Below are 23,230 nucleotides of genomic sequence, written 5' to 3' on the forward strand. Positions count from 1 at the left end.
GAGTTGGCAAGGTGAAGGTGGCACAAGCTCCCCCTTCTCCCCTTGGACTTGGGGGAGAAGGTGTCGCCGAAGGCGACGGATGAGGGGTGTTCCAGGGAACGCCAGCCTCTCACTCCGCTGGAACACCCCTCATCCGTCTCGGCGCTGCGCGCCGATCCACCGCCCTGGGGCGAGCCACGGGTCTCGTCCCGTCCTTCGGACCCCACAAGGGGAGAAGGGAAGACGCGCCAAGGCTATGCCAATTCCTCGGAATGCCCGATGTCGACGCCATACTCCGCGGCGGCATCGAGCATCGTGTGCCACAGGCTTTCGGCAAACGTCGCGAACACCAGGAGATTGAACACCGCCTGCCTATCCGGCCGGTCATGGCCGCGCCACAGATTGACGCTGGTATGGTCGATCGATGTCGCGGCAGCGGTGCCGGCCGGGAACGCCGCCGGGTGCAGGTCTAACGACGACAGTTTGGCCAACATCGCGCGCGCCTTTTCTCCCGAAACGCTGATCAGGACGCGGGCATGCGACTGGTCCGACAGCGAGGCGGATTGCGAGAACGCCTGGCTCAGCGGTTCGATCGCGTGCTTGGCGCCTTTCGACAGGACGAGGAACTGATCCGGTCCCGACCAGATCAGCGTAGCGTCGGGAACTTGGACCGCCTTGGGCGTTTCCGGTGCGGCAACGTCGAAACGGGCCTGGGCAGCTTTTGCCAGCTCCGCCGTTTTGCCGCGCCGCGCCATCACCTGGATCAGGTCGAAATTGCGGATTTCCGTCAGCCAAACGCCGGCCTCGGTGCCGCGCGCGCCATGGGCGCCGACGACGAGCGCTTTCTCCAGCGGACTGCGGGCAATCCAGGACAACTCAACCACGCTGGCGCCCTCCATCCGGATCGTAGAAGACGGGGCTGCACAGCTCGACATCGTAGTCCTCGCCGCGCAGCGGGTCATGCGCATGGACGATCTCGCCGATGCGCTCGCGGCCGCGCTCGACCAGGCCAAGCCCGATCCACTGGTCGAGCACCGGCGAGAAGCAGACCGAGGTGACGTAGCCCTGGTCGTTGGCGGGACCGGGCGTCTCGCCCTTCGGGATAATATGCGCGCCGGAACGCAGGCGGCGCGTCTTGTCGACCGGCTTGATCCCGACGACGACCTGCCGGTCCGGCGCGACCAGCGCCTCGCGCCCGGCCATGACGCGGCCAATGAAATCCTTCTTGGTCGACATCATCTTGCCGAGGCCGAGGTCGGCGGCCGTCGTCGTGCCGTTCAGCTCCGGCCCGGCGACATGGCCCTTTTCGATGCGCATGACGCCGAGCGCCTCGGTGCCGTAGGGCGTAACGCCGAATGGCTTCCCGGCCAGCATCAAATTGCGCACCAGCGCGTCGCCGTAGCGGGCGGGAACCGAAATCTCGAAGGCCATCTCGCCGGAGAACGAGATGCGGAACAGCCGCGCCCTGGTGCCGCCGCGAAGCGATACCTCGCGCGCGCCCATGAACGGAAAACCCTCATTCGACAGATCCTCGGCCGGATCGACGATTTCCCGGAGCAGGTCCCGGGTCTTCGGCCCGGCGATCGAGAATTGCGCCCACTGGTCGGAGACGGAGGTGAGCTGCACGTCGAACTCAGGAAATAGCACCTGGCGGCAGAATTCGAGATGCTGCATCACCAGCCCGGCCTTGGCGGTGGTGGTGGTCAGGAAATAATGGTCCTCGGCCAGCCGCGATGTGGTGCCGTCGTCATAGACGATGCCGTCCTCGCGCAGCATCAGCCCGTAGCGGGCTTTGCCGACGGCAAGATTGGAAAAGGTGTTGATGTAGACGCGGTCGAGGAAGGCGCCGGCATCCGGACCGTGCACGTCGATCTTGCCGAGCGTCGAGACGTCGCAGAAGCCAACGCCGGAGCGCACCGCCTTGACCTCGCGGGTGACCGATTCCAGCCAGTCCTTTTCGCCGGCGCGCGGGTACCATTGCGCGCGCTTCCACAGGCCGGTGTCGACGAACACCGCGCCTTGTTCGGCTGCCCAGTGATGCGACGGCGTCAACCGTGTCGCATGAAAATTCTCGTCGCGATGATGGCCGGCGAAGGCGCCGATAGCGACCGGCACATAGGGCGGGCGGTAGATCGTCGTGCCGGTCTCGGGAATGGATTTGCCTGACAACGCAGCCATGATGGCGAGGCCGGCGAAGTTCGAGGTCTTGCCCTGGTCGGTGGCCATGCCGAGCGTCGTATAGCGCTTCAGATGCTCGATCGACTCGAAGCCTTCGCGCTGCGCCAGTTCGATGTCGGACGCGGTCACGTCATGCTGGTAATCGACGAAGGCTTTCCCTTTGCCGGCGACATGCCAGAGCGGCGTTAGCGAAAACGCCTCGCTGTCGGCAACCGGCGATGTGCCGGCATTGCCGCTGCGCCCGGCCCTCTGTGCTGCCGCCGCTCCTGCGGCAAAGCCCTGGCGCAGGCAGTCGCCCAACCCGAAGGCGCCGTTGGCGGCGCCTGCGGCCATCATGCCCGGAGGCGCACCGTCCGGGACGAAGGCTGCGATGTCGTCCTGCCATTTCGGCCGGCCGCGATGGTAGGAGGTCAGCCCGACCGCCGGATTCCAGCCGCCGGAGACGGCAAGCCCGTCGGCTTCGACTTTCGCACGTGCGCCGCCGGTCAGCGAGATCGCGATTTTCCGCACGCCGTCCTTGCCGCCTTCGACCCCGTTGACCGAGCCGCTGAGCACCGGAAAGCCGGCCTTGGCGGCGAGCGCGCGATGTGCGGCGGAGACGTCCGGGCGCGCATCGACGACCGCCGCGATCTGCAATCCGGCGGCGAGCGCGGTCTCGACCATGCGCCAGCCATCCGCATTGTTGGTGAACAGCGCGATCCTCTTTGCCGGCGCCGCCGCGTAGCGCGCGACATAGGTCCGCATCGCCGAAGCCATCATCACGCCGGGCGTGTCGTTGCCGGCAAACACGATCGGCCGCTCGATGGCGCCGGCGGCAACGACGCAGCGCCTAGCCACGATCCGCCATAGCCTTTGGCGCACCTGGTGCTCTGGCGGGGAGGGCAGGTGGTCATTGACCCGCTCGATCGCGCCATAGGTGCCGCCATCATAGACGCCGAACAATGTCGTGCGGTTCATGATGCGGACATCGGGGAGTGCTGCGAGTTCGGTCAGCGTGCGCGAAATCCATTCGGCCGCCGGCAGGCTGTCGATGGTGCCGCCGTCGGCAAGCAGACGGCCGCCGAACGCAAAATCTTCCTCGCACAGGATGACACGGGCGCCGCTGCGCCCGGCCGCCAATGCCGCCGCGAGCCCGGCCGGGCCAGAGCCGGCGATCAGCACGTCGCAATGCGCCCACGCCTTGTCGTAATGGTCGGGATCGGCGACGCCGGCGGCGCGGCCGAGACCGGCGGCTCGGCGGATCGCCGGTTCGTAGACCGCTTCCCAGAATTTCGCCGGCCACATGAAGGTCTTGTAGTAGAAGCCGGCGACGAAGATCGGCGCAAACAGCTGGTTGACCGCCATCAGATCGTGGCGCAGCGACGGCCAGCGGTTCTGGCTGGCGGCCTCGAGCCCGTCATAAAGCTCGGCCGTGGTCGCCTTGGTGTTGGGCTCGCGCCGCGCTCCGCTGCGCAGTTCGACCAGCGCGTTGGGCTCCTCCGACCCGGCGGTCAGGATGCCGCGCGGGCGATGGTATTTGAACGAGCGGCCGACCAGCTTCACGCCATTGGCGATCAGCGCCGAGGCCAGCGTGTCGCCTTGGAAGCCGGCAAAGCTCTTGCCGTCGAAGCGGAAGCTCAGTGGCGCGGCGCGATCGATGAGACCGCCGCTCTCCAGCCGGTGTGTCTGCGCAGGGCCAACCATCAGGCGCCCACCTTGGCGGCACCAACGCCCGCAGCCGGCTCGACCGACGAAATCTCGTGCGTCAGCGTGTTGCGGGCGACCTTCAGCCAGGCCCGGCAGCCGCCGCCATGATACCAGTATTCGCTCATCGGCCCGGCGACATTGTCGCGCAGATAGACATAGTCGAAGACCTCGTCTTCGGAGGCGCCGGCCGCCGGACGCACCGGCCTGGCGTCGCCCAGATAGGTGAACTCGCCGAGTTCGCGTTCGCCGCAGAAGGGACAGACAATGCGCATGCTCTTCAGCCAGCCTTCAATGCAGGTTCGGTTGGGCGCCCTGGCCCTTTTCGTCGATCATCGCACCTCGCCGGAAGCGGTCGAGGCGGAAGCGCGCCGCCTCCTTGTGCGGCTCGTCGCGCGCCAGAAGATGGGCAAAGACCAAGCCGGAGCCGGGCGTCGCCTTGAAGCCGCCATAGCACCAGCCGGCATTGAGATAGAGCCCGACGACCGGCGTCTTGTCGATGATCGGCGAGCCGTCCATCGACATGTCCATGATGCCGCCCCACTGGCGCAGCAGCCGCACGCGGCCGATCATCGGCATCAGCGCCATGCCGCCCTCGCAGACGTCCTCCATGACAGGCAGATTGCCGCGCTGGGCGTAGGAATTGTAGCCGTCGATGTCGCCGCCGAAGACCAGGCCGCCCTTGTCGGATTGGCTGACGTAGAAATGGCCGGCGCCGAAGGTCATGACATTGGGGATCAGCGGCTTGATCGCCTCCGAGACGAAGGCCTGCAGCACATGGCTTTCGATCGGCAGCCGCATGCCGGCCATCGCCGCGACGCGCGACGAGGAGCCGGCGACCGCCATGCCGACCTTGGCCGCACCGATCTTGCCGCGGCTCGTCTCGACGCCGGTCACCTTGCCGTTGCCGTCGCGGACAAAGCCGGTCACCTCGCAATTCTGGATGATGTCGACGCCGAGCGCGCTCGCCGCATGCGCATAGCCCCAGACCACGGCGTCATGGCGCGCCGTGCCGCCGCGCCGCTGCAAGAGGCCGCCCTGCACCGGAAAGCGCGCATTGTCGAAGTTCAGGAACGGCATCATCTTCCTGACCGCCGCCAGATCGAGCAGTTCGGCATCGATGCCGTTGATGCGCATGGTGTTGCCGCGCCGTGCGTAGGCGTCGCGCTGCGCGTCGGAATGGTAGAGATTGATGACGCCGCGCTGGCTGACCATGGTGTTGTAGTTGAGGTCCTGCTCCATACGTTCCCACAGCTTCATCGAAAGCTCGTAGAAGCCGGTATTGTCGGGCAGCCCGTAATTGGAGCGGATGATGGTGGTGTTGCGGCCGGCATTGCCGGAGCCGATCCAGCCTTTTTCCAGCACCGCGACATTCCTGATGCCGTACTCGCTGGCGAGGAACCATGCCGTCGCCAGTCCATGGCCGCCGCCGCCGATGATCACCACGTCGTAGTGGCTCTTCGGGCTGGCGTCGCGCCAGGTGCGCTGCCAGTTCTTGTGGCCGGAAAATGCCGCCCGGGCGAGGGAGAAGATCGAGTATTTCATGAACCTGTTTCCCGCCGGGCGTGCAACAATTCCGGATCAGATGTCGAGCGTGTGGTCGCGCTCCCACTGGGTGAAGTGGGAAGCATAGGAATTCCATTCCTGTTGCTTGAGCTTTAGATAGGCCGACGAGAATTCCTCACCCAGCGCCGCCTTGAGCGATTTGTCGTTGTCGAACTCGCGCAATGCGTCGAGCAGGTTGAGCGGCAGCTTCGGCGCCCCTTCGACCGTATGGCCGAACTGGTACATGTCGATGTCGTAGCGCCGGCCGGGATCGGCCTTCGAGCGGACACCGTCGAGCCCGGCGGCGATGATCACGGCCTGCAGCAGATAGGGGTTTGCCGCGCCGTCGGGCAGGCGCAGCTCGAAGCGGCCGGGGCCGGGCACGCGCACCATGTGGGTGCGGTTGTTGCCGGTCCAGGTCACGGTGTTCGGCGCCCAGGTGGCGCCGGAGATGGTGCGCGGTGCGTTGATGCGCTTGTAGGAATTGACCGTCGGGTTGGTGATGGCGGCCAGCGCGGAAGCATGTTTCATGATGCCGCCGAGGAAATTCCTGCCCTTGGCCGACAGGCCGAGTTCCATCGCATTATCGGCAAAGACATTGGTCTTGCCGTCCCTGTCCCAAACCGAGATGTGGGCATGGCAGCCATTGCCGGTCAGGCCCTGGAACGGCTTCGGCATGAAGGTCGCGCGCAGGCCGTGCTTTTCCGCAACGGATTTCACCATGAATTTGAAGAAGGAATGCTTGTCGGCGGTCGCCAGAGCATCGTCGAAGGCCCAGTTCATCTCGAACTGGCCGTTGGCGTCCTCATGGTCGTTCTGGTAGGCGCCCCAGCCGAGCGCCAGCATATGGTCGCAGATCTCGGCGATGACGTCGTAGCGGCGCATCACCGCCTGCTGGTCGTAGCAGGGCTTCGACGCCGTGTCATATTCGTCCGAAATCGTCTTGCCGTCCGGCGAGATCAGGAAGAACTCGGCCTCGACGCCGGTCTTGATGTGCATGCCGTCGCCGGCGGCCTCGGCGATCAGCCGCTTCAGCGTGTTGCGTGGCGCCTGCTCGACCGATTTGTCGTCCATCATGCAGTTGGCGGCGACCCAGGCGACTTCGGGCTTCCACGGCAACTGGATCACCGAATCCGGATCCGGCACGGCCAGCATGTCGGGATGCGCCGGCGTCAGGTCGAGCCAGGTAGCAAAGCCGGCAAAGCCGGCGCCGTCCCGCTGCATGTCGGCGATCGCCTGCGCCGGCACCAGCTTGGCACGCTGCCCGCCGAACAGGTCGGTGTAGGATATCATGAAATATTTGACGCCCTTCTCCTTGGCGAAGGCGGCGAGATCGTTCCCCATTATAATTCCTCGCTTACTGGCATTTTGGTTTGTCTTAGAAGCCGTTCTTGCCCGGTATCCAGTTGGTGCCGGTCAGCGGCACGCCGGCCATGGCGGCGGCTTCGATCGTTAAGGCGACAAGATCCTCGGGCTCGAGATTGTGCAGGCTGTTCTTGCCGCAGGCGCGGGCGATTGTCTGAGCCTCAAGTGTCATTACCTTAAGATAGTTCGCCAGCCGTCGTCCGGCCGCAATCGGATCGACCCGTTTCATTAGCTCGGGATCCTGCGTGGTGATGCCGGCCGGGTCGCGTCCCTCATGCCAGTCGTCATAGGCGCCGGCGGTTGTGCCGAGCTCGTTGTATTCCGCTTCCCAGCGCGGGTCATTGTCGCCGAGCGCGACAAGCGCTGCCGTGCCGATCGACACCGCGTCGACGCCGAGCGCCAGCGCCTTGGCGACGTCGGCGCCGTTGCGTATGCCGCCGGAGACGATCAACTGCACCTTGCGGTGCATGCCGAGATCCTGCAGCGCCTGCACAGCCGGCCTGATGCAGGCAAGCGTCGGCTGGCCGACATTTTCGATGAACACTTCCTGGGTTGCCGCAGTGCCGCCCTGCATGCCGTCGACGACGACGACATCGGCCCCCGACTTTACCGCAAGGGCGGTGTCGTAGTAGGGCCGCGCGCCGCCGACCTTGACGTAGATCGGCTTTTCCCAATCGGTGATTTCGCGCAATTCGAGGATCTTGATCTCGAGGTCGTCGGGTCCGGTCCAGTCGGGGTGGCGCGAGGCCGAGCGCTGATCGATGCCTTTCGGCAGCGTGCGCATTTCGGCGACGCGGTCGGAAATCTTCTGGCCGAGCAGCATGCCGCCGCCGCCGGGCTTGGCGCCCTGGCCGACGACCACTTCGATCGCGTCGGCGCGGCGCAGATCGCGCGGGTTCATGCCGTAGCGCGACGGCAGATACTGATAGACCAGCGTCTTCGAATGGCCGCGCTCTTCCTCGGTCATGCCGCCGTCGCCGGTGGTGGTCGAGGTGCCGGACAGCGTCGCGCCGCGGCCGAGCGCTTCCTTGGCCGGACCGGACAGCGAGCCGAAGCTCATGCCGGCGATGGTGATCGGGATTTTCAATTCGATCGGTTTCTTCGCATAGCGCGAACCAAGCACGACGCTGGTGTCGCAGCGCTCGCGATAGCCTTCGAGCGGATAGCGGGAGATCGAAGCGCCGAGGAACAGAAGGTCGTCGAAATGCGGAAGCTTGCGCTTGGCGCCGGCGCCCCTGATATCATAGATGCCGGTCGCCGCGGCGCGGCGGATCTCGGAAAGCGTATAGTCGTCGAAGGTCGCGGATTTGCGCGGCGTCGTCGGCGGGTTGCGATAGGTCATGCTGCCTCAATACGCATCGGCGTTGTCGATATTGAAATTGTAAAGCGTGCGCGCCGAGCCGTAGCGCTTGAACTCCGCCGCCTTGACGCCGGTCACGCCGGCACGGTCGAGCAGGTTTTGCAGCAATTCCAGATGTTCGGGCCGCATCTCCTTGGCGATGCAGTCGGCGCCGAGGCTTTCGACCTTGCCGCGCACGAAAAGCCGCGCCTCGTAGATGGAATCGCCGAGCGCATCGCCGGCATCGCCCAGCACCACGAGATTGCCGGATTGCGCCATGAAGGCCGACATGTGGCCGATATTGCCATGGACAACGATGTCGATGCCCTTCATCGAGATGCCGCAGCGCGACGACGCATTGCCTTCGATGACCAGCAGCCCGCCCCTGCCGGTGGCGCCGGCGTACTGGCTTGCGTCGCCTTTGACGATGATCTGGCCGGACATCATGTTCTCGCCGACGCCGGGCCCGGCCGAGCCATGCACGGTGATGGTGCCGCCGTCGTTCATGCCGCCGCAATAATAGCCGACGCTGCCGCGGACATCGATGGCGACCGGCTGGTCGACGCCGACGGCGACCGAATGGCTGCCGCGCGGGTGCAGTACTTCCCAGGCGGTCTCATTTGAACCGGGGACCAGATCGTGCAGCGCCTGGTTGAGCTCGCGCAGCGACATTTCGGCCAGGTCGAAGACCCTCGCTGCCTGGCCCGGCTCACGCGCGGCCTTGGAGAGGTTGATTGCCGGCATACGATCAATGCTCCCAGAAGTAGACGGTTGCCGGCTCGGGTTCCCAGACCTTCGCATTGTCTATGCCGGGCAGTTTGGTGAGCGCACGATATTCCGAGCCGAAGGCGACATACTGGTCGGTTTCGGCCATCACGGCGGGCTTGCAGGCGATCGGATCGCGCACCACGCCGAAGCCGTTCTTGGTGCCGACGACGAAGGTGAAGAAGCCGTCGAGGTCGCTCAGCGTGCCTTCCAGCGCCTCGCCGAGGTTCTTGCCATGCGCCATCTGCGAGGAGAGATAGGCGGCCGCGACTTCGGTGTCGTTCTCGGTCTCGAATGTCATGCCTTCGCGGATCAGCTCGCGGCGGACATTGTTGTGGTTGGACAGCGAGCCATTATGCACCAGGCACTGGTCGGCGCCGGTCGAGAACGGATGCGCGCCCATCGTCGTCACCGCCGATTCGGTCGCCATGCGGGTATGGCCGATGCCGTGCGTGCCGGTCATCTCGCGGACGCCGAACCGATCGACGACCGCTTCCGGCAAGCCGACTTCCTTGTAGATCTCGACGACGTCGCCGGCGCCCATGATGCGGATGTCGGGGCGCAGCGCCTGGATCGCCTCGCGCGCTTCGTCGATCTTGGCAGGCGTCGTCCTGACCACCGCATGCGTCGACTTCGCAGCCAAGCTCACCGGCGCGCCGATCGCCTTGGCGAGGTCGGCGTCGAGGCCGCGGAAATCGCGCTCCGGCTTGGCCGACTGGATGGTGATCTTGGCTTCATTGGAAGACGCGCCATAGATGGCGATGCCGGCGCTGTCGGGACCGCGATCGCTGAGCGAGATCAGCATCTCCGACAGCATCGCGCCAAGCTGGGGCTCAAGCGACTTGTCCTTCAAAAACAGTCCGACGATTCCGCACATGTCAGGCTCCGAGATTTGTTCCCTTGGAGATGTATCGAATGAGTCCCGGGAATTCAATTAGTATGAAAAAAATTTTCCTGTCGTTATATATCGGCTCAGGCGCTGCCGGCCGCACTATCGCTGCGCTTGCCGCCATTGTGAACCCATTTGGCATGGCGGACGCGGGCGATCTTGTAGGCATCCAGGATCGACAGGGCATAGATCAGGAAGCCGCCGGCATGCCGGCCGATGAAGCTGGCATCCGGCGGCGCGATCTTGGCGGTGACCCAGGCCAGGATCACCATGAAAAACAGGAACTGCAGGCCGCGCACCGGCACGCCTAGCACGACATGCCCGCTCGCCGGCAGGACGATCGCGGCGCCGAGAACCAGATACGGGTTCGGTGGCGCGGGGGAGGTGGTGCTCTGCCTGCTCATGCCGCTTGCCGTTCGCTTTGATTGATGGCATCGCGCAGTGCCGACGCCGACGACAGCAGCCTCTCGACCAGCGCCGGATCGAGCCTGACCGTGCCGAATTCGGCTTGCCGGAACACGCCATAGCGCGCCCGCTCGGCCTCGGCCAGCAGCCAGACGATGCGCACGCCGTTCGGCGTGATCAGCAATTCCTTGGCGCGCCCCTCGACAAAGACATCGAGGTGGTCGGTGATAATGGCGTCAGGGAAGCGCACGCCCTTGCGGTCGCTCCGCAGCACCGCTTCGGCTGGAAATCCCGCCGCCTTCGGCAGTGTATGGTCGAGATGATCGAAATTGGAAAAAGTCGTCGGCGATCCTGGCCGCATCATCATGTCGAAAGTGCCTGGCACCGCGACTTTTTCGTTGATCGAAACGCTCAGCCAGCGCGCTGGCAGCTTCCTGATCGCCAGCGTGTCAACGATGGTCCGTACCTGCACCCGCCGGCCGTTCCACGAGCCGGCGAAGGTGACGACGCCGGCGGTGCCGTCCGAGACGTTGGCCACGTCGGGAATGATTTCGCGAAGTCCCGCTTCGTCGGCGGCAAGCGCGGTCGAAGCCTTGTTGCGGTTGGCGCGCGCAAGCCAGGTCATGTGGAGGACGAGAGCCAGGGCAACCGCCCCGGCGAGCAATGCTGAGATCACCTAACGCACCTCGTCACGCAAATGCCCGCCCCGTTTTGGAGCAGGGCTATTGCGTATGGAGTCCCCCTCATCCGGCCGCTTCGCGGCCACCTTCTCCCCGCTGGGGAGAAGAGGCTGGCGTCAACGCTGGCGACCCCTCTCCCCCCGGGGAGAGGTCGGATTGCCCCGAATTGCCCTTCGCAATTCGGTTGGCAGTCCGGGTGAGGGGGCGCTTGCCCATGTGCGATTGCCCTGCGTTCTGGGATGAGCCTACTCCTGTCAGTACCCCTGCGGTTTCGGCCACGGCATGGTGAACTGGGCACCGCGGCGCACGAATCTGTAGCGGTAGAAATGGAACCACAGCGAGATCAGGAAGTAGAAGGCGACCATGGCGATCAGCTGCGAGCCGAAGCCGAGGAAGATCGCAAAGAAGGTGACCACGCAAAGGCAGAACAGCACGATCGCCGGCAGCGGATGGAAGGGATGGGTGTAGCCGCGGCGGATCGAGCCGAGCGGCCACTTCTTCCTGAACATGATGATGTTGATGCTCATGAAAGTGTATTGCAGCACGCCCGACAGGATGGAGAAGGTGATCGCCTGGTTGAGGTCGGCGATGAAGGCAAAGGCGAGCGCGATCGGCAGCAGGAACAGGATCGAGCGATAGGGCGTGCGGTATTTCGGATGCACCGCCGAGAACCAGGTCGGCAGATAGCGGTCGCGGCCGAGCGAGAACCAGGCGCGCGCGGCGTCGTTGATGCAGCCATTGGCCGAAGCAAGTGCAGCAAGCAGCGTCGCGATGAACAACAGGTTCTCCAGCAGCGGGCTGCCGGTCAGCTTGCCCGCGTCCCAGAGCGGATAATAGGTGATGCCGAGATATTCCCAGGGCATCAGCGAGGCGCAGACATACCAGGTCATGGCGGCGGCGATCAAAAGCGTAATCATGCCGGCCATCGTGCCGTAAGGCAGCGAGCGCGCCGGCGAGCGAACTTCCTCGGCCGCCTGCGTGGTGCCCTCGATGCCGAGATAGTACCAGATGCCGAACTGGAAGGCGGCGATGACGCCGATCCAGCCATAGGGCAGGGCGTTGCCGGGGGTGACCAGCTCGTTCAGCTTGAGCACGGCGCCTTGCGTCCACGGGCTGACCGAGAAGAACAGGATGACGATCGAGACATAGGCGATGGCGGTGATGACGAAGTTTACGTTGAGCGTCATCAGCACGCCGCGATAGTTCAGCCATGCCAGCACGACGATGGTCGCGGCGATGAAGGAATTGTGGTTGAGGCCTTCGACGCCGGCCTTGGCGACGATCGTGTCGCCGAGCAGGATAGCGTCCGACACTTCGAGCATGGTGTAGGCAAAGACCAGGAACAGCGCGACGTTGAAGGCCATCAGCGGCCCGACAATGTGCTTTGCCTGCGCATATTGGCCGCCGGCGGCGGCAACCGTTGAGGTGACTTCGGAATCGATCATGGCGACCGAGGTGTAGAGCAGGCCGACGATCCAGCAGACGATCAGCGCCGCCAGCGCGCCGCCCTTGTCCGCCGCGAAATTCCAGCCGGTGAATTCTCCGACCAGAACAATGCCGACGCCGAGTGCCCAGACATGGGCGGGGCCGAGCACCCTGAGCAGCGAAACCCTGTCGCCTTGCACTTGCACTGCCGGTTCAAGCGTGACCGTCATCGTTCAATCCCCTACTCAGATCCGGTGTTTTTCGGACACAGCTTCAAGTTCGCCTTCCCTGGACGAGGTCAGCACATCTTCGGAATAGGTCGTGTCGATCTTGAACCAGTCGTAGAGCATCCACAGCGCGAGCACGATCGAGATGCCCCAGCATGCGTAAGAGAGTGCCACCCACATGACGATTCTTCCCCGGTTTATTTGTCGTCGAATTTTTCGTTGATGACGTCGCGGTATTCGCGGTCCGATGCGCGGAACAGAAAGATGAAATAGCCGATCAGCACCGCGGCCATGATGATCAGCGTCGGCCAGTCGATGATGTAGTGGAACCGGTTCTGGATGATGTCGTGCGCGGTTTCCGGCGTGTAGCCGAGCTTTTCCCAGATCGAGGCCATGGTCGGGTTCTGGCCGAGCGCTTCCCACGTCTTGGCGTCGAGCGCGTCGATGGATTTTGCCGCCCCTGCCAGCCCCAGTTTCAGCGGCAGCCACAGCGCGACGAAAATCGCGACCACGACGACGGCGATATCGAAAGCCTGTCCGGCCTTGCTCTGTTCGGGCGGTGTGTAGCGGGCCATGCGTCTCCCCCCTCAGGACTTGCGGTTGCGGTAAGCGTCGGCATTCTTGATGTCGAGGCCGTAGATGAAGTCCTTGTCTTCCTTGTAGTGGTTGACCATCGCCAGGATGGCGGCCGTGTTGAAGATCAGCACCGCGGCGGCAGCGACCGCGACGACTAGCTTGATGCCTGCGTCGGGGATGTACGGCCATGTCATGAAGAGGACGAAGAGGATCGTCGCCCACAGACAGACGATCAGGAGCACCGATCCACGAAGGTCGGAACGGTACAGGGCTTCAATGCGCTGCTGCATGTCGGACATCGGTTCCCCTCCATCGCTCTCTTTCAAGAGAGTGAAATTTTTTTCATAACTTCAAGCCGAACTCCGCAATTGTCAAGACGATTTTACGCAACGTTAACTGTTTGTTTGACCAGCCGGATTTTGCCTGACAATGAAATTATTTGCTTGCGGGTATTGCAGGCTCTCGGCGTTTGCGATCAATATTCGGGCAACGCTCCCGCCAGGGAGCAGGGGAAAGCAAGAAGTTTTTTCGAACGGAGGACCAGCGGATGACGGCATCCTGGAGATTTTCGGCCCTTGCGGACCGCCATCGCGCGCTCGGCTCGAAGCTCGAAGACTGGAGCGGCATGGGCACCGCGTGGACCTACGACAAGGACGCCGACGAAGAGTATATCGCCATCCGCACCAAGGCCGGCCTGATGGACGTGTCCGGCTTGAAGAAGGTCCACATCACCGGGCCGCACGCCTCGCACCTGATCGACCTGGCGACGACGCGCGACGTCGAAAAGATCTATCCCGGCAAGTCGGCCTATGCCTGCATGCTGAACGAGGCCGGCAAGTTCACCGACGACTGCATCCTCTACCGCACCGGCCCGAATTCCTGGATGGTGGTGCATGGCTCGGGCACCGGCCATGAAGAGCTGCAGCGCGCTTCCGTCGGTCGTGACGTGTCGCTGCGCTTCGATGACAATCTGCACGACCTTTCGCTGCAAGGCCCGACCGCCGTCGACTATCTGGCAAAGCATGTGCCGGGCATTCGCGACCTCAACTATTTCCATCACATGCAGACGCAGCTGTTCGGCTTGCCGGTGATGATCTCGCGCACTGGCTACACCGGCGAGCGCGGCTACGAGATCTTCTGCCGTGGCCAGGACGCCGGCACGATCTGGGACAGGATCCTCGACGAGGGCAAGAGCGCCGGCATCATCCCGTGCCGCTTCACCACGCTCGACATGCTGCGCGTCGAGAGCTACCTGCTGTTTTACCCCTACGACAATTCGCAGAAATACCCGTTCGAGAACGAAGGCCCCGGCGACACGCTGTGGGAGCTCGGCCTCGATTTCACCGTCAGCCCCGGCAAGACAGGCTTTCGCGGCGCCGAGGAGCATTATCGCCTCAAGGGCAAGGAGCGCTTCAAGATCTTCGGCGTGCTGCTCGAAGGCAAGGAGCCGGCCGACGAGGGCGCGCCAGTCTATCGCGACGGCAAAAAAGTCGGCGTGGTGACCTGCGCAATGTATTCGCCGCTGGTCAAAAAATCGATGGGCATCGCCCGGCTCGACGTCGACTGCGCGGTACAAGGCACCAGGCTCGAGATCCGCAACAAGAGCGGCGCCATCAGCGCAACCGCCGAGCCGCTTCCGTTCGACGATCCGAAGAAGACCAAGCGCACGGCGAAAGGCTGAGGCATACTGCGGGTATGGCAGCGAAAAGCATCATCAGCCGGCCGGTCTATGGGACCCTGTCTCCGCAGCCCGGCAAGCATCATCTTTTCATAGCGGATGCAGAGGGAGCGCTGGCGATTGCCGATCTGGCCGCCAAGGCACCGGCGGATTTCTTCGGCGGCGCCCACATCATCTTCATTCCCGGCCCCGACGGCAAGTATGGCGATATGCTCGAAGCGCTGAAGCCGGCGCAGTTCTACCTCGGCCACTCCTTCCCCAGTGCCCTGCCGCGGCTGAAGCAGACGCTGGCCAATGCGCATATGGGACTCAGGCTCTATCTTGCCGGCACCGAAGGGCTGATCGGGCAGGCCATGCAGGCGGCGCTCGAAGCCGGCATCGACCACATCTCGATCCAGACCGAGCATCGCGGCTCGCTGGCGCGCCGCATGCAGTGCGTCCATTGCAAGGGCATCACCGAGAACGTGACGACGCAGCCGGCGACCTGTTCGCATTGCGGCCTCTTACTTCTGGTGCGCGACCACTATTCGCGACGCCTCGCCGCCTTCCAGGGCGTCTGCATCAACGCCGAGGACCGCAGCGAAATTCCTCCGATCGAGGAGGTCTTTCGATGAGCACCGGCACCACCAAGCTCGACGTCGTCGTCAGCGATGTCGTCCCGGTCAACGAGCTGGTCACGCGCTTTCATTTCCGCAGGCGCGACGGCCAGCTCTTGCCGACCTTTTCCGGCGGCGCCCATGTCGTCGTCGAGATGCGCGATGGCGAGCGCACCAGGCTCAATCCCTATTCGTTGATGGGCTCGCCGCTCGACACCCGCGAATACACCATCTCGGTGCGCCGCGACGAGGCCGGCCGCGGCGGCTCGCTGTTCATGCACCGGCAGGTCAGGCCGGGCACGGAGATGGTGGTCAGCTACCCCGTCAACCTGTTCTCGCTCGATCTGCGCGCCAGGAAGCATCTGATGCTGGCCGGTGGCATCGGCATCACCCCGTTCATGGCGCAGACCGCGCAGCTGGCGGCGGAGGGCGGCAATTTCGAGTTGCACTACACCTGCCGCACCGCTTCGCTCGGCACCTATGCCGATCTGCTGAGAGAGCGCTACGAGCGCCGGATCAGGCTCTATCACGACGATCGCGACGAGCGCATCGAGCTCGACCGGCTGCTGTCGTCGCAGCCGCTCGGCACCCATCTCTATGTCTGTGGCCCGTCCGGCATGATCGGCTGGGTGCGTGACCGCGCCGCCGCTCTAGGCTGGCCTCCCCAGACCGTGCATTTCGAGCATTTCGCGGCACCGCAGCCGGGTGCGCCCTTCGACGTGACGCTGGCGGTCAGCGGCAAGACGATCCGCGTCGACGAGCAGCAGAGCCTGCTCGAGGCGATCGAGGCGGCCGGCGTCGATCCGCCCTATCTCTGCCGCGGCGGCGTCTGCGGCCAGTGCGAGACCAACGTCATCTCGCATGACGGCAAATTCATCCACAACGACCACTGGCTGAGCGAGGAAGACCACCGTTCGGGCTGCAAGATCATGCCCTGCGTGTCGCGCTTCGAGGGCAGGTCGCTGGTGCTGGAAAGATAGGAGGCGAGCTTGGGCATTACCTTTCGCAAGGAAACCTTTCGCGACGACTTCACCTTCCGGAACAGCCCGGAGCACATCAGGCGGTTTCCATTCCCGTTCCATGAAGACAGCTACATGTATGCGGTCAATATCGAGCCGCATGTCGTCGGGCCGAAGGGCAGCGTGCTGGAGAATTTGATCGACGTCGACGAGCACTATGTCGCCGAAATGCAGGACCGTGCTTTGGTGCTCGCCGAAGACCCGCTGCGCTGCCAGTCGCTGCCGCACATGACGCTGGCCGGCTGGGACCTGCTCGAACTGCTGATGGAGCAGCAGGCTTCCGGCTATCCCGAGCATTTCACGCTGACGCGCGACGGCGACCGCTGGCGCTGGATCAACCGCCCGCTCGGCATCGACGACAGCTTCACCTTCGGCGACGTCTCGACGCTGCCCTATGGGCCAATGGAGTACATCACGCGTCAGAGCCAGGGCGATTTCTGCATCCTCGACCAGCGCGACGGCAATCTGTGGATGGATGCCGGCATGGTCACCACCCAGGCCGACTGGTCGCTCGATTTCGACATCGGCATGAACTTCTTCGAATGGCACGCGCCGGTGCCGCTGGCGCATGAGAAGGGCATCTTCGTCCGGGCGCTGAAGTTCCTCACCAACATCCAGCAGGGCAAGCCGGCACGCCGGCTGAACTGGACGATGACCATCAATCCGCGCCTCGACACCAGCCCGGAAAACTACCACAAATGGGGCCCGGACCGCGCCACGGTGACGCCGGAAAATGTCGGCGACAAGGTCCATCTGCGCGTCGAGCTGCAGAGCTTCTGGCGGCTGCCGCGCTCGAACGCGATCGTCTTCCCGATCCGCTGCTATCTGATCAAGATGGACGAGCTGGTGACGCAGCCGAAATGGGCAAGGCGCCTGCACCGCGTCATCCGCGACCTGCCCGACGAGCTCGCCAACTACAAGGGCCTGACGCGCTACCGCGCGACGCTGGTCGAATGGCTGTCGAAGTTGGATGACGGCAGTGCGACGTCGCCGGGGTTTGGGCCGGATTAAGCAAGTCCCCTCATCCGGCCGCTTCGCGGCCACCTTCTCCCCGCTGGGGAGAAGAGGCTAGCGCCGGCGCTGCCAATCTCCTCTCCCCTCGGGGAGAGGTCGGATTGCCCCGAATTTGTCCTTCACAATTCGGTTGGCAATCCGGGTGAGGGGGCGCTTGCCTCCCGCTCACCCCGCGCTCTGCGGGTAGCAAATGATCGACAAATAGCGCATCGGCAGAACGGTCAGCACTTCCGGTCCGTGCGGTGCGTCGGCGTCGAAGAACAGGCTGTCGCCGGGCTTCATCGGGTAGAGATTGCTGCCGTGCCGGTAAACCACTTCGCCTTCCAGCATGTAGAGGAATTCCATGCCTTCGTGCTGGAAGGTCGGAAACACGTCGGAATCCTCGGTCAGCGTGATCAGATAGGGTTCGACGACGACGCCGCTGGTGTTGGAGCCGATATGGCCGAGCAGATTGTACTGGTGGCCGGCGCGCGTGCCGCGGCGCTCGACGTCAAGGCCTTCCCCGGCCTTGACAAAGACGGCGCTGCGCTCTTCCTCGAAGCGGCGGAAGAATGCGGTGACGGGAACGCCGAGTGCCCGCGACAGCGCCTGCAACGTGGTCAGCGACGGCGAGGTGATGCCGTTCTCGATCTTCGACAGCATGCCAAGCGAAATGTCGGTGGCGGCCGCCAGATCGGCGACGGTGATGCCGAGCTTCTTGCGGAATGCCCGCACCTCGCGGCCGATCGCGACCTCCAGCACTTTTTCGCGAGTGTCGCGAATGGCGTGCGGGTTCTGGGTGAGCGGCGCGCGCATCTTGCGCGGATCGATTACAGCAACCGACGGCTTGGCTTTGCCCGCGGCGGCTGCCGCAGGCTTTAGACTGGTCGCTTTTTTCGCCATTTCGCCACCCCGGACCTTGCCGATTCATTTCACTCACGGTGAACATATTCGGTGCCGATACAGAAGCGCAACTCTTACGGCAAGCCACCCGTGTCGAATTGCGCAATGTCCGGATTTCGCGCGAGCTACCGCGTCGCTTGGAAATCCAGCGTGGTGAAACGAGGGTTTCGCGACAAGGCCTGTTGACAGCATCGAAGGGGTAATTACTGTCCTGTCAGTGAAATTTGTTTCGTTAGAGAAATGAGATCGGGAGGCCCGAAATGAAAGATCGTGTTGCCGTCATCGGAGCCGGGCCGTCCGGCATGGCCCAGCTCAGGGCCTTCAAGTCGGCCGCCGACGACGGCGCCGACATTCCCGAGATCGTCTGCTTCGAAAAGCAGTCCGACTGGGGCGGCCTGTGGAACTACACCTGGCGCACCGGCCTCGACGAGCACGGCGACCCGGTGCACGGCTCGATGTACCGCTATCTCTGGTCGAACGGCCCGAAGGAATGCCTCGAATTCGCCGACTATACGTTCGAGGAGCATTTCGGCCGGCCGATCGGCTCCTATCCGCCTCGCGCCGTGCTGTGGGACTACATCAAGGGCCGTGTCGAAAAATCCGGCGTGCGCCAATGGGTGCGCTTCAACAGCCCGGTGCGCATGGTCACCTTTTCCGATGCGACGAAGAAGTTCACCGTCACCGCGCATGACCGCACCAACGACGTCACCTACTCGGAAGAGTTCGACAATGTCGTCGTCGCTTCGGGGCATTTCTCCGTGCCCAACGTTCCTTATTTCGAGGGCTTTTCGACCTTCAACGGCCGTATCCTGCACAGCCATGACTTCCGCGACGCGATGGAATTCAAGGGCAAGGACATTTTGATCATCGGCCGCTCCTATTCGGCCGAGGACATCGGCTCGCAATGCTACAAATACGGCGCCAGATCGATCACCTCCAGCTACCGCTCGAAGCCGATGGGCTTCAGATGGCCGGAGAACTGGAAGGAAGTGCCGCTGCTGCAGAAGGTCGTCGGCAAGACCGCGCATTTCAAGGACGGCAGCACCAAAGACGTTGACGCCATCATCCTGTGCACCGGCTATCTCCACTCCTTCCCGTTCCTGACCGAAGATCTGAAGCTGAAGACCGCCAACCGCATGTGGCCGGACGGGCTCTACGAGGGCGTCGTCTGGGAGAAAAACCCGAAGCTGTCCTATATCGGCATGCAGGACCAGTTCTACACCTTCAACATGTTCGACGCGCAGGCCTGGTTCGCCCGCGACGTCATCATGGGCCGCATCAAACTGCCCTCGGCCGATGCGATGGCCGAGCACGGCAAAAAGTGGCGGGCACGCGAGGAAACGCTGGAAGACGCCGAGCAGATGATCTGGTTCCAGGGCGACTACACCAGGGAGTTGATGGAGCAGACCGACTATCCCGGCTTCGATGTCGAGGCTGTCAATCAGACCTTCATGGAGTGGGAGCACCACAAGGCGGAAGACATCATGGGCTTCCGCGACCATTCCTATCGCTCGCTGATGACCGGCACGATGGCGCCGCTGCACCATACGCCCTGGCTGCAGGCGATGGACGATTCGATGGAGAGCTATCTCGAAGTGAAGGGCGTGGCGGCGGAGTAGGGAGTCCGAACGACGATTGCCTTGCCTCACACAACGTCCCGCGCCGGGTCGGCTGCCAGCGCCAGGGAATTTGCGACGTGTTCGAGGTGCTCCTCGTCCAGGATGCTGGTCGCGACGCGGACGGCGTTCGTTTTTCCGGTCGAAAACTTCGCGCCGGCATGGACCGCGATGCCGTGCGCGGCCAGCGTGACCATCGCAAAAGGTTCCGAAGCAACCGGAATGAGGACGCTGAGACCATATCCGGCGTCGATCGCGACATCGCGTTTCGCCAGTTCGCCGGCGAGCCGTTCGCGGCGGCGGCGATACACCTCCTTCGCCTGCTCGACCAAGACAGCCGTGGCCGGGTCTTGCAGCAGCCAGGCGGTGGCCGCCTGCAGGATACGGCTGGTCCATCCCGAGCTGAAGCTGCGATAGGACTGGATCTGTTCGACGATCGTCGCCGATCCGGACAGCACGGCGAGCCGCAGGTCCGGGCCATGGGTCTTGGAATAGGATAGGATGTGGACGACGCGATCGGGAAAACGCCGGCCAAGCGAAATGCGGGGCGCATCGGCAATATCGCCAACGCCGTCATCTTCGACAATCAGCACGTCGGTGCCGGCGAGCAGGTCGCCGATGACTTCCAGCCGCGCCGACGACATGCAGGCGCCGGTCACCGAATGGACGCGCGGCTGGAACAGGAACGCGACCGGCCGCTGCCGCAGAGCGTTGGCGAGCGCGTCGGGCAAGGGGCCGTCACTGTCGCAGTCCACCGGGATGATCGGCACGTCGAGATCTTCGAGGATGTCGAGCAGGCGAAGCGCCGTCGGATTCTCGATGGCCACCGGCGCCCCCGTCGGGACCAGCGCATGCAGCAAGGTGTAGATGGCGTTGTAACCGCCATTGGTGGCCAGGAACGCGCCGGGATCGTACGGCCATGACGGGCGCACCGCGGCCTCCAGCTCGGGCAGGATGCGTACCCGGTCGTAGCTGTTGAGCTTTTCGGCGCGCGCGCCATGCGCCAGCGCGATGTCGAGCGGCGGCAAGAGCTTCACATCGGGCTCCGCGATCGCCAGGTTCAGAATGTCCGCACCGTAATTGCCGCCGCTCATGTGGCGCTCGGGCCGGGCGGCAAAGCGGTTGCCCATGATCCAGGTGCCGTTGCGTCCGCGGCCGCCGATGATCTTGTAGCGCCGCAGTTCGCTCCACGCCTGCGAGACCGTCGCCGGGCTGACGCCGAGCACATAGGCAAGATCGCGCACCGGCGGAAGCTTTGCGCCGACAGGCAGCGCGCCGCTTCTGATCAGCGCACTGGTCTCGCGCGCGATGCCGCGCATCGTGCGGTCGCCGAGGCGTTCAGCGAACCATCCTGCATCGAAATCCATAGAATCAACGACTGCCAGTGTTAATGTTCAGTAACATAATAACATTTGATCGGCCAAAAATAAACATTTACCAATCGCCGGTCAAATATAGCTTTGAAGTTCATGCCGATGCCCGCCTCCACCACGCCCGTCTCCATCGCCATAGCCACCCGCGATTGGGACTACCTCACTCCCTTGGTCCTGGGTGACGTCACTTCGAGCCGCCTGTCGGTGAAGGTCGACCGTGTCGCCACGCTGATCCCGGATCTCGGCACCGATCCGAACTACGATGCGGCGGAGGTCTCATTCAGCCGTTATGTGTCGGCCATGGCGTCGGGCGTCGATACGGTGGTTGGAATACCGTGCTTCATCATGCGCGGCTTCCGCCACCGCTGCATCATCACGGTCGAGGACAGTCCGCTGGAACGGCTCTCCGACCTTGCCGGCAAACGCATCGGCGTGACCGGCTGGCGCGATTCCGGCAATACGTGGACGCGGGCAGCACTTCGCCGCGAAGGCGTCGGTGTCGAGGACGCCTACTGGTTTGCCGGCAGGCTGACATCCGAGCACCCGGTCGCCGACCGCCTCGACGGATTCGGCAGGCCGGGTCGCATCGAAGCAGCGCCAGGCGAGCGCCCGATGATGGAGCTGCTGGCGCAAGGCGAGCTCGACGCCGTTTTCACACCCTTCATGCCGGACGGCTTTTTCGGCCCGGCTTCCGGCTTCCGGCAAGTGCTGCGCGATTTTCGCGCGGCCGAACGCGCCTATTTCGCCGACGTCGGTTATGTCCCGGGCATGCATCTGGTCGCCGTCAAGGCCGTCCTGGCCAGGGAGCACCCCTGGCTGCCGCAGGAACTCGCCAGGCTGATCGACGAAAGCCAGCGCGTCTGGACGGGCAAGCGCCGAAAATATGCCGATACCTCGCCCTGGATCCTCGAGGAGCTGCTTCATGCGGGGCGCGACCTGCCTGCCTCCTGGAACGCCAGCGGCCTGCCCGCCAACCGGCGCATGATCGAGGATTTCGTTACCGAGCTACATGCCCAGGGCATTCTGACGGAACCGATTTCCGCCGAAGCCTTGTTTCCTTTCGACGCCAGGTCGCGGGCCACCGCAGCCTGACAACGCGCAACGAAGAACACGAAGGAGAATGCCATGAGGACAATCAGCTTCATATTCGCCTCGCTCGTCACCATTCTGGCGCAGGCCAGCTTCGCCCAGGATATCCAGAAGCAATCGGTGAACGAAGATTTGCGGGCCCGGCTGCCGGAAGAGATCCGCACGGCGGGAAAGATCACGGCCGTCAACAACGGCTCGTTCCCGCCCTATGAGATCGTCACCGGCACCGAACTGACCGGGGCAACCAGGGACATTTCCGACGCCATCGGCCAACTGCTCGGTGTCGAAGTCGATCACGCCTCGGTCGCCGGCTTGCCGGCCTTGCTGAGCGGCATCAATGCCGGCCGTTATCAGTTCGCGATGGGACCTGTCGGCGACTATCCCGACCGCCAGAAATCCAACGACTTCATCGATTGGGTGCGCGAATACGTCGTCTTCGCCGTCGAGAAGGGCAATCCGCAAGGCATCACCTCGCTCGACACGGCGTGCGGCAAGCGCATCGCCGTGATGTCGGGTGGCTCAGCCGAAAAGGTCATCAAGCAGCAGGCGCAGAAATGCACCGAGGGCGGCAAGCCGGCCGTCGAGGTGCAATCCTTCACCGACCAGCCGAGCTCGATACTGGCCGTCCGGTCGAAGCGCTCCGACGCATTCTTCTCCTCGCAGGCGCCACTGACCTATTTCGTCGAGCAGGCGAAGGGCCAACTGGAACTTTCAGGTGTCGGCCAGGCCAATGGCTTCAAGGACATCTATCAAGGCGCCGTCGTCAAGAAGGGCTCGCCGCTGGGCGGTGTACTACTCGACGCGTTCAAGATCCTGATGAAGAACGGCACCTACGCCGCGGTGATGAAGAAGTGGGGTCTCGAGAAGAACATGATCGACGCGCCCGGCATCAACCAGGGACAGTAGA

At 63.8% G+C, this 23,230-nt stretch carries 23 protein-coding genes; 7 read left to right on the forward strand and 16 right to left on the reverse strand.

Going from position 1 to position 23,230, the window contains the following annotated elements:
- Positions 1 to 233: 233 nt before the first annotated feature.
- The 14 genes from NKH91_RS16580 to NKH91_RS16645 form a co-directional block, all read right to left on the reverse strand.
- Positions 234 to 863: a sarcosine oxidase subunit gamma gene (locus NKH91_RS16580; protein ID WP_352884676.1), complete on the reverse strand. Its 630-nt coding sequence runs from the start codon at positions 861 to 863 to the stop codon at positions 234 to 236.
- Positions 856 to 3,840, reverse strand: a complete 2,985-nt coding sequence (locus tag NKH91_RS16585) for a sarcosine oxidase subunit alpha (RefSeq protein WP_352639031.1) — start codon at positions 3,838 to 3,840, stop codon at positions 856 to 858. Before NKH91_RS16585 ends, NKH91_RS16580 begins: the two co-directional genes overlap by 8 nt.
- Positions 3,840 to 4,115, reverse strand: coding sequence for a sarcosine oxidase subunit delta (locus tag NKH91_RS16590; protein WP_352639032.1), 276 nt, complete (start codon positions 4,113 to 4,115; stop codon positions 3,840 to 3,842). The genes NKH91_RS16585 and NKH91_RS16590 overlap by 1 nt, the downstream gene beginning before the upstream one ends.
- 16 nt (positions 4,116 to 4,131) lie before the next feature.
- Positions 4,132 to 5,385 carry a sarcosine oxidase subunit beta family protein gene (locus tag NKH91_RS16595; protein WP_352639033.1) on the reverse strand — a complete coding sequence of 418 codons (1,254 nt, stop codon included), beginning with the start codon at positions 5,383 to 5,385 and terminating at the stop codon, positions 4,132 to 4,134.
- Positions 5,386 to 5,421: 36 nt separating this feature from the next.
- Positions 5,422 to 6,729 (reverse strand): type III glutamate--ammonia ligase, encoded by a 1,308-nt coding sequence (glnT, locus tag NKH91_RS16600; RefSeq protein ID WP_352484123.1) that lies wholly within the window; start codon positions 6,727 to 6,729, stop codon positions 5,422 to 5,424.
- A gap of 34 nt (positions 6,730 to 6,763) precedes the next feature.
- Positions 6,764 to 8,092 carry an FMN-binding glutamate synthase family protein gene (locus NKH91_RS16605; protein ID WP_023716763.1) on the reverse strand — a complete coding sequence of 443 codons (1,329 nt, stop codon included), beginning with the start codon at positions 8,090 to 8,092 and terminating at the stop codon, positions 6,764 to 6,766.
- 6 nt (positions 8,093 to 8,098) lie between these two features.
- Positions 8,099 to 8,833, reverse strand: coding sequence for a GltB/FmdC/FwdC-like GXGXG domain-containing protein (locus NKH91_RS16610; protein WP_352484122.1), 735 nt, complete (start codon positions 8,831 to 8,833; stop codon positions 8,099 to 8,101).
- Between the two features lie 4 nt (positions 8,834 to 8,837).
- Positions 8,838 to 9,731, reverse strand: coding sequence for a class II glutamine amidotransferase (locus NKH91_RS16615; protein WP_023716765.1), 894 nt, complete (start codon positions 9,729 to 9,731; stop codon positions 8,838 to 8,840).
- A gap of 95 nt (positions 9,732 to 9,826) precedes the next feature.
- Positions 9,827 to 10,147, reverse strand: coding sequence for a hypothetical protein (locus tag NKH91_RS16620; RefSeq protein ID WP_031193328.1), 321 nt, complete (start codon positions 10,145 to 10,147; stop codon positions 9,827 to 9,829).
- The gene (locus tag NKH91_RS16625) at positions 10,144 to 10,773 is read right to left on the reverse strand and encodes a hypothetical protein (protein ID WP_502895880.1); all 630 of its coding nucleotides are present in this window, start codon (positions 10,771 to 10,773) and stop codon (positions 10,144 to 10,146) included. The genes NKH91_RS16620 and NKH91_RS16625 overlap by 4 nt, the downstream gene beginning before the upstream one ends.
- 309 nt (positions 10,774 to 11,082) lie before the next feature.
- Complete coding sequence (locus NKH91_RS16630; protein WP_031193329.1) at positions 11,083 to 12,483, reverse strand: APC family permease; 1,401 nt, start codon at positions 12,481 to 12,483, stop codon at positions 11,083 to 11,085.
- Between the two features lie 15 nt (positions 12,484 to 12,498).
- Complete coding sequence (locus NKH91_RS16635; protein WP_352484119.1) at positions 12,499 to 12,660, reverse strand: hypothetical protein; 162 nt, start codon at positions 12,658 to 12,660, stop codon at positions 12,499 to 12,501.
- Positions 12,661 to 12,677: 17 nt separating this feature from the next.
- The gene (locus NKH91_RS16640; protein WP_352884672.1) at positions 12,678 to 13,055 is read right to left on the reverse strand and encodes a hypothetical protein; all 378 of its coding nucleotides are present in this window, start codon (positions 13,053 to 13,055) and stop codon (positions 12,678 to 12,680) included.
- Between the two features lie 12 nt (positions 13,056 to 13,067).
- Positions 13,068 to 13,355, reverse strand: a complete 288-nt coding sequence (locus NKH91_RS16645) for a hypothetical protein (RefSeq protein ID WP_023716771.1) — start codon at positions 13,353 to 13,355, stop codon at positions 13,068 to 13,070.
- A gap of 248 nt (positions 13,356 to 13,603) precedes the next feature.
- On the opposite strand from NKH91_RS16645, the gene NKH91_RS16650 reads away from it, so the two are divergent.
- From NKH91_RS16650 to NKH91_RS16665, 4 genes are read left to right on the forward strand one after another with little or no spacing between them, the layout of a single operon-like run.
- A complete protein-coding gene (locus NKH91_RS16650) occupies positions 13,604 to 14,737 on the forward strand; it encodes an aminomethyl transferase family protein (protein ID WP_023716772.1) in 1,134 nt (377 codons plus the stop codon).
- Between the two features lie 14 nt (positions 14,738 to 14,751).
- Complete coding sequence (locus NKH91_RS16655; RefSeq protein WP_352639037.1) at positions 14,752 to 15,348, forward strand: dimethylamine monooxygenase subunit DmmA family protein; 597 nt, start codon at positions 14,752 to 14,754, stop codon at positions 15,346 to 15,348.
- The gene (locus NKH91_RS16660) at positions 15,345 to 16,310 is read left to right on the forward strand and encodes a PDR/VanB family oxidoreductase (RefSeq protein WP_352639039.1); all 966 of its coding nucleotides are present in this window, start codon (positions 15,345 to 15,347) and stop codon (positions 16,308 to 16,310) included. The genes NKH91_RS16655 and NKH91_RS16660 overlap by 4 nt, the downstream gene beginning before the upstream one ends.
- A gap of 9 nt (positions 16,311 to 16,319) precedes the next feature.
- Positions 16,320 to 17,360 (forward strand): heme-dependent oxidative N-demethylase family protein, encoded by a 1,041-nt coding sequence (locus NKH91_RS16665; protein WP_352484115.1) that lies wholly within the window; start codon positions 16,320 to 16,322, stop codon positions 17,358 to 17,360.
- Between the two features lie 168 nt (positions 17,361 to 17,528).
- On the opposite strand, the gene NKH91_RS16670 is transcribed toward NKH91_RS16665, so the two are convergent.
- A complete protein-coding gene (locus NKH91_RS16670) occupies positions 17,529 to 18,245 on the reverse strand; it encodes a helix-turn-helix domain-containing protein (RefSeq protein ID WP_023716777.1) in 717 nt (238 codons plus the stop codon).
- Between the two features lie 260 nt (positions 18,246 to 18,505).
- Here NKH91_RS16670 and NKH91_RS16675 point away from each other — a divergent pair, with 260 nt between their 5' ends.
- On the forward strand, positions 18,506 to 19,864 hold the full coding sequence (locus tag NKH91_RS16675) for a trimethylamine monooxygenase (RefSeq protein WP_352639044.1): 1,359 nt from the start codon (positions 18,506 to 18,508) through the stop codon (positions 19,862 to 19,864).
- Positions 19,865 to 19,890: 26 nt separating this feature from the next.
- Here NKH91_RS16675 and NKH91_RS16680 read toward each other — a convergent pair whose 3' ends face one another.
- Positions 19,891 to 21,228, reverse strand: coding sequence for an aminotransferase-like domain-containing protein (locus tag NKH91_RS16680; RefSeq protein WP_352639046.1), 1,338 nt, complete (start codon positions 21,226 to 21,228; stop codon positions 19,891 to 19,893).
- Positions 21,229 to 21,336: 108 nt separating this feature from the next.
- Between NKH91_RS16680 and NKH91_RS16685 the strand changes: the two genes are divergently transcribed.
- Both NKH91_RS16685 and NKH91_RS16690 read left to right on the forward strand, forming a co-directional pair.
- Positions 21,337 to 22,326: a substrate-binding domain-containing protein gene (locus tag NKH91_RS16685; protein WP_352639047.1), complete on the forward strand. Its 990-nt coding sequence runs from the start codon at positions 21,337 to 21,339 to the stop codon at positions 22,324 to 22,326.
- A gap of 33 nt (positions 22,327 to 22,359) precedes the next feature.
- Positions 22,360 to 23,229 (forward strand): ABC transporter substrate-binding protein, encoded by an 870-nt coding sequence (locus NKH91_RS16690; protein ID WP_352548726.1) that lies wholly within the window; start codon positions 22,360 to 22,362, stop codon positions 23,227 to 23,229.
- Position 23,230 lies beyond the last annotated feature (1 nt).

The organism is Mesorhizobium sp. M0894 (genome assembly GCF_040319725.1).
Classification (GTDB): Bacteria; Pseudomonadota; Alphaproteobacteria; order Rhizobiales; family Rhizobiaceae; genus Mesorhizobium.

Coding starts and splice junctions, on each gene's coding strand:
- NKH91_RS16585 (WP_352639031.1), bottom strand. CDS start 3,840: ATGGTTGGCCCTGCGCAGACACACCGGCTGGAGAGCGGCGGTCTCATC.
- NKH91_RS16590 (WP_352639032.1), bottom strand. CDS start 4,115: ATGCGCATTGTCTGTCCCTTCTGCGGCGAACGCGAACTCGGCGAGTTC.
- NKH91_RS16595 (WP_352639033.1), bottom strand. CDS start 5,385: ATGAAATACTCGATCTTCTCCCTCGCCCGGGCGGCATTTTCCGGCCAC.
- glnT (WP_352484123.1), bottom strand. CDS start 6,729: ATGGGGAACGATCTCGCCGCCTTCGCCAAGGAGAAGGGCGTCAAATAT.
- NKH91_RS16605 (WP_023716763.1), bottom strand. CDS start 8,092: ATGACCTATCGCAACCCGCCGACGACGCCGCGCAAATCCGCGACCTTC.
- NKH91_RS16610 (WP_352484122.1), bottom strand. CDS start 8,833: ATGCCGGCAATCAACCTCTCCAAGGCCGCGCGTGAGCCGGGCCAGGCA.
- NKH91_RS16615 (WP_023716765.1), bottom strand. CDS start 9,731: ATGTGCGGAATCGTCGGACTGTTTTTGAAGGACAAGTCGCTTGAGCCC.
- NKH91_RS16620 (WP_031193328.1), bottom strand. CDS start 10,147: ATGAGCAGGCAGAGCACCACCTCCCCCGCGCCACCGAACCCGTATCTG.
- NKH91_RS16625 (WP_502895880.1), bottom strand. CDS start 10,773: ATGACCTGGCTTGCGCGCGCCAACCGCAACAAGGCTTCGACCGCGCTT.
- NKH91_RS16630 (WP_031193329.1), bottom strand. CDS start 12,483: ATGACGGTCACGCTTGAACCGGCAGTGCAAGTGCAAGGCGACAGGGTT.
- NKH91_RS16635 (WP_352484119.1), bottom strand. CDS start 12,660: ATGTGGGTGGCACTCTCTTACGCATGCTGGGGCATCTCGATCGTGCTC.
- NKH91_RS16640 (WP_352884672.1), bottom strand. CDS start 13,055: ATGGCCCGCTACACACCGCCCGAACAGAGCAAGGCCGGACAGGCTTTC.
- NKH91_RS16645 (WP_023716771.1), bottom strand. CDS start 13,355: ATGTCCGACATGCAGCAGCGCATTGAAGCCCTGTACCGTTCCGACCTT.
- NKH91_RS16650 (WP_023716772.1), top strand. CDS start 13,604: ATGACGGCATCCTGGAGATTTTCGGCCCTTGCGGACCGCCATCGCGCG.
- NKH91_RS16655 (WP_352639037.1), top strand. CDS start 14,752: ATGGCAGCGAAAAGCATCATCAGCCGGCCGGTCTATGGGACCCTGTCT.
- NKH91_RS16660 (WP_352639039.1), top strand. CDS start 15,345: ATGAGCACCGGCACCACCAAGCTCGACGTCGTCGTCAGCGATGTCGTC.
- NKH91_RS16670 (WP_023716777.1), bottom strand. CDS start 18,245: ATGGCGAAAAAAGCGACCAGTCTAAAGCCTGCGGCAGCCGCCGCGGGC.
- NKH91_RS16675 (WP_352639044.1), top strand. CDS start 18,506: ATGAAAGATCGTGTTGCCGTCATCGGAGCCGGGCCGTCCGGCATGGCC.
- NKH91_RS16680 (WP_352639046.1), bottom strand. CDS start 21,228: ATGGATTTCGATGCAGGATGGTTCGCTGAACGCCTCGGCGACCGCACG.
- NKH91_RS16685 (WP_352639047.1), top strand. CDS start 21,337: ATGCCCGCCTCCACCACGCCCGTCTCCATCGCCATAGCCACCCGCGAT.
- NKH91_RS16690 (WP_352548726.1), top strand. CDS start 22,360: ATGAGGACAATCAGCTTCATATTCGCCTCGCTCGTCACCATTCTGGCG.